Consider the following 12,006-nt stretch of genomic DNA (forward strand, 5'->3'; position numbering starts at 1 on the left):
AACGGAAAAGGCTAAGCTCACGAATTGTTAGGCGAGCCTAACCTAAGCTTGTTTTTCCTTGATGAGGAGGCACCGCCCGCATGAGCACCAACCCGTTCGACGACCCCGAAGGCCGTTTCCTGGTCCTGGTGAACGACGAGGGCCAGCACTCCCTGTGGCCGTCGTTCGCCGAGGTGCCCCCTGGGTGGACGGTCGCCTTCGAGGAGAACACGCGCGAGGCGTGCCTGGAGTACGTCGAGGCCAACTGGACCGATCTGCGGCCCCGTTCGCTCGCCGCGTCGATGGACGCCTGACCCCCGTGACCACGGCCGCGCCGCGCCCCGTACCCCTGCTCTCCCCGTCCCGCCCGCGGCCACCGCGCGTCCGGACCGCCGGGTCCGGCGACACCACCGCGCTCGCGGAGCTGTCCCGGCCGTTCGCCCGCTCGGGCGTCCTGCGCGAACGGCCCGACTCCCTCTACGCGGCCCGCGCCGCCGAATTCCTCGTGGCCGTCGGGTCCGACGGCGGGATCGAGGGCTGTGTGGGCCTGCGCGTGTACGAGGGGGACGGGGCCCACACGGGCGTCCTGTACAACTTCTGCGTGGCGGGGCACCGGCAGGGGCGCGGGGCCGGGGGCGCCCTCCTGCGGACCGCGCTGGCCCTGGGGCGCACCCAGGCGCTCGGTGCCCTCTTCACCGCGACCACCGGGGACGGCCGGCTGTTCCGCCGGTACGGCTTCACGCCCGCGACGGCCCGTCGGGCGCCCCGCGTCTGGGCCGAATCCCTGGACCCCCGGCGCGACGCGCTGATCCTCGCCCGCACCCTGTGAACCGGGCGCCGGGCCGGACGTGAGCCCGGCCCGGCGCCCCCCACACGTCAGACCGGGCTCACCGCGTGGTCCTCGTCCGGCACCACCGTGGTCCCCGCGCCGTCACCGCCGAGGACGCTCCGCAGCACCGCGTGCGGCACCCGGCCGTCCAGCACGTCCGCCCGGCCGACCCCGCCCCGTACGGCCCGCAGGCAGCCCTCCATCTTCGGCAGCATCCCACTCGCCAGGCCCGGCAGCAGCCCGTCCAGGGCGTCCGCCGTCAGCCGCCCGATCACCTCGGTGCTCGCCGGCCAGTCCGCGTACAGCCCCGCCACATCCGTCAGGACCACCAGCCGCTGCGCGCCGAGCGCCACGGCGAGGGCGGACGCGGCGAGATCCGCGTTGATGTTGTACACCTGACCGTCCGTGCCCCGGGCCACCGGTGAGACCACCGGTATATGGCCCTGCGTCAGGAGTGCGCGCACCATGCCCGGGTTCACCTCCACGACGTCCCCGACCTGGCCGATGTCCACCGGTACGCCGTCCACCCAGGCGGGCCGCCGCACGGCCGTCATGGTGTGCGCGTCCTCGCCGGTCATGCCCACGGCGTACGGCCCATGGCTGTTGATGTGGCCCACCAGTTCGCGCTGGACGCGGCCGGACAGCACCATGCGGACGACTTCCATGGTCTCCGCCGTGGTCACCCGCAGGCCCGCCTCGAAGCGGCTCTCCAGGCCGAGGCGGTCGAGCATGGCGCTGATCTGAGGGCCGCCCCCGTGCACGACGACCGGGCGCAGACCCGTGTGCCGAAGCTCCACGACGTCCTGGGCGAAGGTCTGTTGCAGCTGTGCGTCGACCATGGCGTTGCCGCCGAACTTGATGACGACGACCGGTCCCGAATCCTCTTCCATTTAGCTTAGCCTAACCTTAATTGGCTCGGTGTTGGTCAAGAAGAGGCCCGCCGGCGGAGGAAGCTCCCCTCCGCCGGCGGGCGGCCCCCGCGCGTGGTCAGCCGATCTCGATGAGGAGGTCGCCCGCCTCCACCTGCTGGACCCTGCCGATGGCGAGGCGGCGCACCACACCGGCGGACTGGGCGGTGATCGACGCCTCCATCTTCATCGCCTCGATCGTGGCGACCGTCTGCCCGGCCGACACCGACGCGCCCTCCTCCACCTGGAGCGTCACCACCCCGGCGAACGGCGCCGCGACATGCCCCGCGTCGGTCCGGTCCGCCTTCTCCGCCGCCTTCACCTCGGTCGCCACGGACCTGTCTCGCACCGAGACCGGCCGCAACTGCCCGTTGAGCGTGGCCAGTACGCTGCGGAAGCCGCGTTCGTCCGCCTCCGAGATGGCCTCCAGCTCGAACAGCAGGGTGACCCCGGGCTCCAGCTCGACCGGGTGCTCCGCCTCCGGCTCCAGCCCGTACAGGAAGTCCGGCGTCGGCAGCACCGAGGTGTCGCCGTACGCCTCCCGGTGCGCGGTGAACTCCTTCGTCGGGCCGGGGAACAGCAGCCGGTTCAGCGTCGCGCGCGGCGACTCGCGCAGCGCCTCGCGGTCCTCGTCCGACAGGTGCGGCGCCTTCGCCTTGTCCGGGCGGCCCTTCAGCGCCCGGGTGCGGAACGGCTCGGGCCAGCCACCGGGCGGGTCGCCCAGCTCACCGCGCAGGAACCCGATCACCGAGTCCGGCACGTCGAACTTGCCTGGGTCCGACTCGAAGTCCGCGGCACTCACACCCGCGCCCACCAGGTGCAGCGCCAGGTCACCGACCACCTTCGAGGACGGCGTCACCTTCACCAGCCGGCCCAGCATCCGGTCGGCCGCCGCATAGCAGTCCTCGATCAGCTCGAACCGGTCGCCGAGGCCCAGCGCGATGGCCTGCTGCCGCAGGTTGGACAGCTGACCGCCCGGGATCTCGTGGTGGTAGATCCGGCCCGTCGGTGAGGCGAGCCCCGACTCGAACGGGGCGTACACCTTGCGGGTCGCCTCCCAGTACGGTTCCAGATCGCCGACCGCCTGGAGGGAGAGGCCCGTCGCGCGCTCGGTGTGGTCCGTGGCCGCCACCAGCGCGGACAACGGCGGCTGGCTGGTCGTCCCGGCCATCGAGGCGACGGCCGCGTCCACCGCGTCCACCCCCGCGTCGATCGCGGCGATCAGCGTGCCCAGCTGGCCGCCCGCCGTGTCATGGGTGTGCAGGTGCACCGGCAGGTCGAACCGCTCGCGCAACGCCGTGACCAGGGTGCGCGCGGCCGGCGGACGCAGCAGCCCGGCCATGTCCTTGATGGCGAGCACATGGGCGCCCGCCTCCACGATCTGCTCGGCCAGCCGCAGGTAGTAGTCCAGCGTGTACAGCGTCTCGCCCGGGTCCGACAGGTCGGCGGTGTAGCACAGCGCCACCTCCGCCAGTGAGGTCCCCGTGGCGCGTACCGCGTCGATCGCCGGACGCATCTGCGACACGTCGTTGAGGGCGTCGAAGATCCGGAAGATGTCCATCCCGGCCGAGGCCGCCTCCGAGACGAACGCCTCGGTGACCTCCGTCGGATACGGCGTGTAACCCACTGTGTTGCGGCCGCGCAGCAGCATCTGCGTACAGATGTTGGGCACCGCCTCACGCAGCTTGACCAGCCGCTCCCACGGGTCCTCCGCCAGGAACCGCAGCGCCACGTCGTACGTGGCACCGCCCCAGCACTCCAGGCTCAGCAACTGCGGGACGGTGTGCGCCACCTGCGGTGCGACCGCCAGCAGGTCCCGGGTGCGCACCCGGGTGGCGAGCAGCGACTGATGGGCGTCGCGGAACGTGGTGTCCGTGACCGCGACCGCCGGCTGCGCCCGCAGCTCGGCGGCGAACCGCTCCGGACCCAGCTCCGCCAGGCGCTGCCGCGAACCGGGCGGCGGCGTGCCCGGAGGCAGCGCGGGCAGCTTGTCAGCCGGGTCGATCACCGAAGGGCGGGGCCCGTAAGGCCGGTTGACCGTGGTCTCCGCCAGATAGCTGAGCATCCGGCTGCCCCGGTCGGCCGAGGGACGGGCCCGGATCAGCTCCGGGTGCTCCTCGATGAACGAGGTCGTGATGTGCCCCGCCCGGAACTCCGGGTGGTCGAGGACCGCGCCCAGGAACGGCAGGTTCGTCGCCACCCCGCGGATGCGGAACTCGGCGATCGCCCGGCGTGCGCGGCGGGCCGCGTTGGCGAAGTCGTGGCCGTGACACGTGAGTTTGACGAGCATCGAGTCGAAGTGCGCCGACACCTCCGCACCCGTGTGCACGGTCCCGCCGTCCAGCCGCACACCCGGACCGCCGGGGGAGCGGTACGCGGAGATGGTGCCGGTGTCCGGACGGAAGCCGTTGACCGGGTCCTCCGTCGTGATCCGGCACTGCATCGCGGTGCCGTTGAGGGAGATGGAGTCCTGCGACAGACGCAGCTCGGGCAGCGTGCCGCCCGCCGCGATGCGCAGCTGCGCGATCACCAGGTCGCGGCCGGTGACCTGCTCCGTCACCGTGTGCTCGACCTGGATGCGCGGGTTCATCTCGATGAAGACGTGGTTGCCGCGCTCGTCCACCAGGAATTCGACGGTGCCCGCGTTCACGTACCCGATGTGCCGGGCGAAGGAGACCGCGTCGGCGCAGATCCGCGCCCGCAGCTCCGGGTCCAGATTCGGGGCCGGCGCGATCTCGACCACCTTCTGGTGGCGGCGCTGGAGCGAGCAGTCCCGCTCGTAGAGGTGCACCACATTGCCCTCGGCGTCGGCCAGGATCTGCACCTCGATATGGCGGGGGTTGATCACCGCCTGCTCCAGGAACACCGTCGCGTCGCCGAACGCGGACCGCGCCTCGCGCATCGCCGCGTCGATCGACTCCCGCAGTTCCCCGGCCTCGGCCACCCGCCGCATGCCGCGCCCGCCGCCCCCGGCGACCGCCTTCACGAACACCGGGAAGCCGATCTCCTCCGAGGCCGCGACCAGGGCGTCCACGTCCTCGGACGGCTCCGACGACTTCAGCACCGGCACACCGGCCTCCCGGGCCGCCGCCACCGCACGCGATTTGTTGCCCGTCAGGTTCAGCACCGACGCCGGGGGCCCGACGAAGGTGATGCCGGCCGCCGCGCACGCCGCCGCCAGGTCCGGGTTCTCCGACAGGAAGCCGTAACCGGGGTAGATCGCGTCCGCCCCCGCCTTGCGGGCCGCCTTCACCACCTCGTCCACCGACAGATACGCCCGCACCGGATGCCCCGCCTCACCGATCCGGTACGCCTCGTCCGCCTTGGCCCGGTGCAGCGAGTTGCGGTCCTCGTGCGGATACACGGCCACCGTGGAGATGCCCAGTTCGAAGGCCGCGCGGAACGCGCGGATCGCGATCTCCCCGCGGTTGGCGACCAATACCTTGTCGAACATCAAACTCCCCAGTCGTGTCGCGGCTGTGTGGCGTCGAGGACGGGCGGTACGGCACGGACACGCTGCTCCGCGTCGGGGACCGTACGGCGGTGGCGAGGTGCTCCGTGACCTGCCGGGTACGGAGCGTTCGACACCGTACCGGAGACTTCCCCCGAGATCGCGAGCGCAAAAGATGGCTTGCGTCACGCCCCAAAACGTCCCCCGGACGCACTCCCGCCACCGCGATGTTTTGCCGGTTCTTGGCAGCGGGGCCATGCTGGTGGGCATGGCCGACCACGCCGGCCCCGAACCCGTCGCCACCGTCCGGCGCGCCCTCCGCCTGCTGGAGGCCGCGGGCGCCCACGGGGGCGAGGCCACCGCGCAGCAGCTGGCCCGGGAGGCGGGGCTTCCCCCGGCCACCGTGCGCGAGCTGCTGCCCATGCTCATCGGCGACGGCTACCTCAGGGAGCTGGAGGACCACACCTACGTCCTCGCCGACGACGCCCCGGGCGGCGGCCCCGGCGCGCAGCCGGTGCCCGCCCGGGTACGGCCCGCCCTCGCCGCTCTGCGCAACGACCTGGGAGCCGCCGCCTATCTGACGCTCTACGTGGACGGCGAGGTCCGGGTCATGGAGATCGTGGACAGCGCCCGCACCCCGCGCGTGGACCTGTGGGTGGGACTGGACGAGGCCGGGCACGCCACGGCGCTCGGCAAGAGCGTGCTGCGGGAGCTCGACGACGAGGCGCGGGACGACTACTTCTCCCGGCACGATCTGACCGGGCTCACCCCCCGGACCATCACGCACCGCGACGAGCTGGTCCAGCAGCTCGACGGCTCGCCCGCGCCGGTGGTCATGGACCGCGAGGAGTACGTACGCGGCACGACCTGCGTCGCGGTCCCGGTCTACAGCGGCGAGCAGGTCGGCTCCCTCGGCATCTCCTTCCGGTCCGACCGGATGTACCGCACCTCCCGGGTCCGCGCGGAGCTGCTCTCGGCCGCCGTCAGTGTGTCCCGCAGGCTCACGCTGCCCGGCTGAGGGGCCGCGCGCGTTCAGTCCAGCCGGGTCAGGTCCGGCCGCAGCCGCTGCCACACCGGATGCCGCAGCCGCCCCGCCGCCGTCCACTGCGAGGCACTGACCTCCGCCACGAGCCGCGGCTCCACCCAGTGCGCCCCGGCCACGTCGACCGGCCCGGTGAACGGGGACTCCGGCCGCGCGATCACCCTCAGGTAATCCCGCAGCTCTCCCAGCTCCCGGTCCGACATCCCCGACCCCACGGACCCCGCGTACCGCAGCCCCGACGCGTCGTCCCGCCCCACCAGCACCGCGCCGGGGACACCCGCGGGCGCGCCCTTGCGCTGGGTCCAGCCGCCGATGACCACGTCCAGCGTCTCGACCCGCTTGGTCTTGCGCCAGTCGGGTGAACGGAGACCCGGTGTGTACGGAGAGGAGAGCCGCTTGGCGACCACGCCCTCCAGGCCCCCGCGCACGACGGTCTCCCACGCCTTCGGGCCCTGGCCGCGCACATAGGACGGCACCGACCAGTGCGGCCCCGCGGACAGCAGACCGGCAAGGACCGCGCGCCGCTCCTCGTAACCCAGCGCCGACAGCGTCCGGCCGTCCAGGTACAGCACGTCGAAGACCACCAGGTGCGCGGGGACGTCCAGCGCCAGGCGGGCGGCGCGGCGCGCGTTCAGGATGCCCATCCGGCACTGGAGCAGCCCGAAGTCGGACCGCCCCGACGCGTCCAGGGCCACGATCTCGCCGTCCAGGACCACGCGGCGGCCGCGCAGCACATCACCGAGCGCGTGCAGCTCCGGATAGGTCGGGGTCACGTCGTTACGGGCCCGCGAGGTCAGCCGCAGGGTGCTGTCGCCCGGCGTCGCGACGACACACCGGGCACCGTCCCACTTGGCCTCGAAGGCCCACTCCGTGTCCGGTACGGGGAGCGGGCCGGGCACGGCCAGCATCGGCGCGATCCACGGGGGTGCCCCGGAGGCGTCGGCGGGGAGGGGGGCCATAGCCTCCATGATCGAACGGCCGGCGGCTCCCCGCAGTGCGAGGACGGGCCCTACGCCGCCCAGGCGGACACCGTCAGTGTGGAGGCGAGGAGCTGCCACAGCGCCCAGGCGCCCGCCCTGCTCGCCGCGCCGCACAGCACCTGCCTGGTGCAGTCCGTCTCCCGGTCCTGCCACGCGGCGACGTCCAGGTAGTGGAAGCCGAGGGAGCGGGTGAACGTGAACCGGATGTGCAGGCCGTCGCCCAGGTCGTGGCCGGGAAGCGTGGCGATCTGGAGGTGCTCCCCGGCGGCGGACTCCACGCGCACCGGATTGCCGCCCAGCAGATCGCACGTGTCGCCCGTACGCACACGGCCCGGGCAGCTCCCGCTCACCGGGAACAGCCGGAAGTTGTCGGTGAGCTGCCGGCGTACGGCCTCCGGCGTCGCGAACGGGTGTACGCCGAGCCCGTAGCCGTACCAGTACAGCAGGCGTCTGCCGTCGAGGCAGCGCTCGCGGTCCTGGTCGCACGCGGCCGCGCCCCCGGCCCCTGCGTCCGCGCGAGCCGCCGGGGCGGCGAGCACCAGGGCGAGGCACGGGGCCACCGCGAGCGCCAGGACGCGCCGGGCGGCCCGGCGCTCACGGGGCACGGCTCAGCCCGGTGACTCGTCCGGCACCGGATGCTCCGGGTGCACTCCGGCGTTACGGGCGGAACCGCGTCCCGACCCGGACTCGTCGGGGTCGGGCAGGTTCTCGTCCTCCCGGCCGTCGTCCCCGGTCTGCCCGGCGCGCGGCGGGCCCGGCACGTCCATCGGGTCCTCGCCCTCCTGGACCTGCTGGTCGGGCATGTCCGCGGGCACCGGAGGGGGACTCGGGGACGCGCCCTCGTGGATGGGGCCCTCTGGTCTGCGGTCGGTCATGGAAGATCCTCCGTCGTGGTCCCCGCGGGCAGGCGGCGGGGCATCGGCAGCCTCGCGGTGCCGGGTACCCACGGAGGTCCGGCCAACTCATTGTGGGCCGGTGAGGACCGCACGGCATGTCCGGCCGCTCAGCGCCGCCGCGCGAGCAGGAACATCTGCGGCTCGGGCACGGCCGCCGGGACGGCGGGCACGAACATCGTGTTCTCCCGGGACAGGACGGCGAACCCGGCATCCTCCACGAGCGCCGCGAACGCGTCCTCGCCGAAGCTGGTCACCTCGACCGGCTGGCCCATGAACGTGCCGCTCACGCCCTCCACGTCGAACGGCACCGTCGCCACGGCCAGATGACCCCCCGGCCGCAGCACCCGCGCGATCAGGCGCACCACCTCGCCCTGGTCCTCCCGCCCCATCTGCAACAGCGCGAAGTACAGGCACGCCGCGTCGAAGGAGCCGTCCTCCAGCGCCAGCGTGCGGATGTCGGCGCAGCGGAACTCCGCCCCCGGCACCTGGCGCGCGGCGATGTCCACCATCACCGGCGAGACGTCGACCCCCAGCACCTCGTGCCCGGCGTCCACCAGGGTCTGGGCCGTCGGCCGGCCCGTGCCACTTCCCACGTCCAGCACCCGCGCGTGCGGCGGAAGCACCCCCAGAAGCCGCTCCAGCGAGGCACGGTGCGCGGCCGAAGCGGCGAACGCCGCCTCGTAGTCGGTGCCGAGAGCGTCGAACACGGCGGCGGCGGTGCGACCTCGTCCCGCTGACATGGCAGGCCCCTTCCTGTCGGTGCACCACCACTTCTACTGCAACAGGCGCACCCCCGCCGCGAAACCGCAGGAAGCCGGTGTGCCGCCCTAGCTGTACTGACCCGTGAGGTTAGGGACGCGGCTGGCGGGTGGTTGGCCCTTGAGCGCGGTGTGTCCGCGGTGGTGATTGTAGGTGTGGAGCCATCGCGAGTAGGCGTCACGCCGTTCGGTCTCGGTCCGATATGCCTTGGCGTAGGCCCACTCGTCCAGCAGGGTCCGGTTGAACCGCTCGACCTTCCCGTTTGTCTGGGGCCGGTAGGGGCGGGTGCGCTTGTGTGAAATGCCCTGTGAAACAAGTGAGTTGCGCCAGAGGTACGACGTGTAGCAGGAACCGTTGTCGGTCAGGACGCGCTGGACGGTGATCCCGGCGGCGGCGAAGTAGGCGTGGGCGCGCTGCCAGAATCCGACGGCGGTTTCCTTCTTCTCATCGGTGAGGATCTCGCTGTAGGCGAGACGGGAATGATCATCGACTGCGTTGTGCAGGAAACTCATGCCGGCGCCCGCCCGGTTCTTGCGGCCTGCTTGCCGGCCGAGGGCCTTGTGGCCGCCGCCGTCGGGAATGTTGCCGAGCTTTTTGATGTCGACGTGCACGAGGTCACCGGGGGCGGCATGCTCGTAGCGGCGGATCACCCGGCCGGTCGCTCGGTCCAGATGGGCCAGGCGGGCGAGTTTGTAGCGAGTCAGGACGCGGTGCACGGTCGCCGGGTTCAGCCCGAGCAGATAGGCGATGCGGGCTGGTCCCCAGCGCCGCAGGACACGGACCTTGATGATCCGCCGCTCGGTACGGGTCGGTGTCCGGCGCGGGCTGTAGTGGGGCCGGGAGGAGCGGTCGGTCATCCCGGCCTCGCCCCGCTCGCGGTAGCGCCCCGCCCACCGCTGAGCCGTGGTGGGCGAGACCTGGAAGCGCTCGGCGGCCCGGCGCAGAGGCCAGCCGTCCTCGACGACGCAGCGGGCCAGACGCAGACGCCCGGTCTCGGTCAGGGGTGCATTACGGTGGGGCATGAGGGCCTTCTGATCGTTCCGTGTAGATGTCGCAATCCACACCGAACCCGGAAGGCCCTCACTCGTTCAAGATCCCCAAGCCGTGGGATCCGTCACCAACCTCCATGGACAGAACACCTAGCGCCCGCCCGACACCCGCAGCACCGTCCCCGTCGCGTACGAGGCGTCCGGGGAAAGCAGCCAGGCGACGGCGCCCGCGATCTCCTCCGGTTCGCCGGGGCGCCCGAGCGGGGTGCCGGGGCCCAGCTTGTCGGGGCGGGCCGGGTCCGCGTGGAATTCGGTGCGGATGACTCCGGGGGCGACCGCGTTGACGCGGATGCCGGACGGGCCGACCTCCTTGGACAGGCCGACGGTCATCGTGTCGACGGCCCCCTTGGCGGCGGCGTAGTGCACGTACTCACCGGGGCTGCCCAGCGTGGCGGCGGCCGAGGACACGTTGACGATCGCCCCGCCGCCCGAGGCCGTCATGTCCCGCACCGCGCGGCGCGCGCAGAGCAGGTAGCCCAGGACGTTGACCTCCAGGGCGCGCCGCATCTCCGCCGCGTCCGCGTCGGCCAGGGGGCCGACCGGGCCGCTCATGCCCGCGTTGTTGACCAGGCCGGTGACCGGGCCCAGCTCGGCGGCGGCGGTGTCGAAGAGGCGGTCCACGTCCTTCTCGTCCGCCGTGTCCACCCGGACCGTCACACAGCGCCGGCCCGTCCCCCGTACCGCCTCGGCGACCTTCTCCGCCGCGTCGGCGTCCGAGCGGTAGGCCAGCGCGATGTCCTGGCCCTCAGCCGCCAGACGTACGCAGACCGCCGCACCGATGCCCCGGCTGCCTCCGGTGACCACGGTGACCGGTTGACCGTTCATGGCAGGCCCCACTTCCCTCGTACTCGCTTGCGGAGCCATCGTAGGCGCGGGTGATCATCCACCCCGGAGGGGGCCGGAAACGCGGCGGTGGACTGTCACCCACTCATGGAAGAGTGACAGTCCACCGGTCTGTGCGCCCTGCCTCAGACGGGCATGCCGTCCTGGCGGTCGCTCTGCTCCTGGAGCTTGCGGGCCTTCTCCTGGAGGCGGCTGCGCTGCTCGGGGTCGCTGGTGCGCTCCGCGGCCTCGGTCAGGTGCCGCGCCTTCTCGCGCATCTGCTGGGCTCGGTTCACCTCTCGTGCAACGCTCATCGTCACTCCTCGGGGACGGTAGGGGAGAGCGGGCCCCTTCAGGGAAGCAGCGCCCCGTCACCGATGCACGCCGAAGCATCACCCACCGTGAAGGCCGCAGGTGGGGGCGGGGGGCGGAACCGGTCCCGCGCGCTGGCATGATCGAGGGTATGAACGAGCGCATGATCGCCGCGTGTGACGGGGCGTCGAAGGGTAATCCGGGGCGGGCCGCCTGGGCCTATGTGGTGGCCGACGCGGAGGGCCGTCCCCAGCGGTGGGAGGCGGGGCCGCTCGGCACCGCCACCAACAACGTCGCCGAGCTCACCGCCCTCCAGGAGCTCCTGGAGTCCGTGGACCCCGCCGTGGCGCTGGAGGTCCGGATGGACTCGCAGTACGCGATGAACGCGGTCACCAAATGGCTGCCCGGCTGGAAGCGCAACGGCTGGAAGACCTCGGCCGGCAAGCCCGTCGCCAACCGCGAGCTGGTCACCCGCATCGACGAGCTCCTGACCGGGCGCGCCGTGAGCTTCGTCTACGTGCCCGCCCACCAGGTGGACGGCGACCCGCTCAACGCACTCGCCGACCAGGCCGCCAGCGAGGTCGCCGTCTCCCAGAGCGCGGCCGGCACCGCGCACGGCTCGGCCACCCCCGTACCGGCACCGTCCCGCGCCACCGAGGGCCGCGGGACCGGCGCGACGGCGAAGAAGACCGCGGCCCGGAAGGCGGGGGGCGGGGCCACCATCCGGGCCAGGTTCGCCGGCCGCTGCCACTGTGGACGGCCGTACGCGGCCAAGGACATGATCGCGAAGAACGACCACGGCTGGGGCCACCCGGAGTGCCGGGCCGTGTCCGCCTGAGGGCGGCTGTTCCCGGCCAACTGCCCCCGTAAGACCATCAGATGGGGCGTTCCGCCCGCGCGGCGGACGTCCCCGTGCCATGATGCGGCTCCGGCGGTGCGTGGGGAGCGCCGCCGGGGGAGCGGTGGCGACACCGGGACG

Annotated in this window: 13 protein-coding genes; 4 read left to right on the top strand and 9 right to left on the bottom strand. The window is 72.7% G+C overall.

The features are described 5' to 3' along the window. The first annotated feature begins 80 nt into the window (after positions 1–80). Positions 81–293: an MbtH family protein gene (locus OG867_RS29650; RefSeq protein WP_406290012.1), complete on the top strand. Its 213-nt coding sequence runs from the start codon at positions 81–83 to the stop codon at positions 291–293. A 5-nt stretch (positions 294–298) separates the two neighbouring features. Then, positions 299–808: a GNAT family N-acetyltransferase gene (locus OG867_RS29655; RefSeq protein WP_406290014.1), complete on the top strand. Its 510-nt coding sequence runs from the start codon at positions 299–301 to the stop codon at positions 806–808. Positions 809–855: 47 nt separating this feature from the next. Here the strand turns inward: OG867_RS29655 and argB are convergent, their stop codons facing one another. Together argB and OG867_RS29665 are read right to left on the bottom strand one after the other, a co-directional pair. After that, the gene (argB, locus tag OG867_RS29660; protein ID WP_406290016.1) at positions 856–1,698 is read right to left on the bottom strand and encodes an acetylglutamate kinase; all 843 of its coding nucleotides are present in this window, start codon (positions 1,696–1,698) and stop codon (positions 856–858) included. Between the two features lie 97 nt (positions 1,699–1,795). Beyond that, positions 1,796–5,170 (bottom strand): pyruvate carboxylase, encoded by a 3,375-nt coding sequence (locus tag OG867_RS29665; protein ID WP_406290018.1) that lies wholly within the window; start codon positions 5,168–5,170, stop codon positions 1,796–1,798. 265 nt (positions 5,171–5,435) lie between these two features. Between OG867_RS29665 and OG867_RS29670 the strand changes: the two genes are divergently transcribed. After that, positions 5,436–6,185, top strand: a complete 750-nt coding sequence (locus tag OG867_RS29670) for an IclR family transcriptional regulator (RefSeq protein WP_406290020.1) — start codon at positions 5,436–5,438, stop codon at positions 6,183–6,185. Between the two features lie 14 nt (positions 6,186–6,199). Here the strand turns inward: OG867_RS29670 and ligD are convergent, their stop codons facing one another. The 7 genes from ligD to OG867_RS29705 form a co-directional block, all read right to left on the bottom strand. Beyond that, complete coding sequence (ligD, locus tag OG867_RS29675) at positions 6,200–7,168, bottom strand: non-homologous end-joining DNA ligase (protein ID WP_406290023.1); 969 nt, start codon at positions 7,166–7,168, stop codon at positions 6,200–6,202. Between the two features lie 50 nt (positions 7,169–7,218). Continuing rightward, on the bottom strand, positions 7,219–7,794 hold the full coding sequence (locus tag OG867_RS29680; RefSeq protein WP_406290025.1) for a hypothetical protein: 576 nt from the start codon (positions 7,792–7,794) through the stop codon (positions 7,219–7,221). A gap of 3 nt (positions 7,795–7,797) precedes the next feature. Then, entirely contained in the window at positions 7,798–8,064 is a 267-nt protein-coding gene (locus OG867_RS29685) for a hypothetical protein (protein WP_406290027.1), read from the bottom strand. 128 nt (positions 8,065–8,192) lie between these two features. Beyond that, a complete protein-coding gene (locus OG867_RS29690) occupies positions 8,193–8,825 on the bottom strand; it encodes a class I SAM-dependent methyltransferase (protein ID WP_328898878.1) in 633 nt (210 codons plus the stop codon). 87 nt (positions 8,826–8,912) lie between these two features. Then, a complete protein-coding gene (locus tag OG867_RS29695; protein ID WP_406290030.1) occupies positions 8,913–9,866 on the bottom strand; it encodes an IS481 family transposase in 954 nt (317 codons plus the stop codon). A 117-nt stretch (positions 9,867–9,983) separates the two neighbouring features. Continuing rightward, positions 9,984–10,718: an SDR family NAD(P)-dependent oxidoreductase gene (locus OG867_RS29700; RefSeq protein WP_406290033.1), complete on the bottom strand. Its 735-nt coding sequence runs from the start codon at positions 10,716–10,718 to the stop codon at positions 9,984–9,986. 143 nt (positions 10,719–10,861) lie between these two features. Further along, complete coding sequence (locus OG867_RS29705) at positions 10,862–11,029, bottom strand: DUF6381 family protein (RefSeq protein ID WP_158071815.1); 168 nt, start codon at positions 11,027–11,029, stop codon at positions 10,862–10,864. 149 nt (positions 11,030–11,178) lie between these two features. Between OG867_RS29705 and OG867_RS29710 the strand changes: the two genes are divergently transcribed. Further along, the gene (locus tag OG867_RS29710; RefSeq protein ID WP_406290036.1) at positions 11,179–11,865 is read left to right on the top strand and encodes a ribonuclease H; all 687 of its coding nucleotides are present in this window, start codon (positions 11,179–11,181) and stop codon (positions 11,863–11,865) included. Positions 11,866–12,006: the final 141 nt, after the last annotated feature.

The sequence above is a fragment of the Streptomyces sp. NBC_00209 genome (assembly GCF_045206345.1).
Classification (GTDB): Bacteria; Actinomycetota; Actinomycetes; order Streptomycetales; family Streptomycetaceae; genus Streptomyces.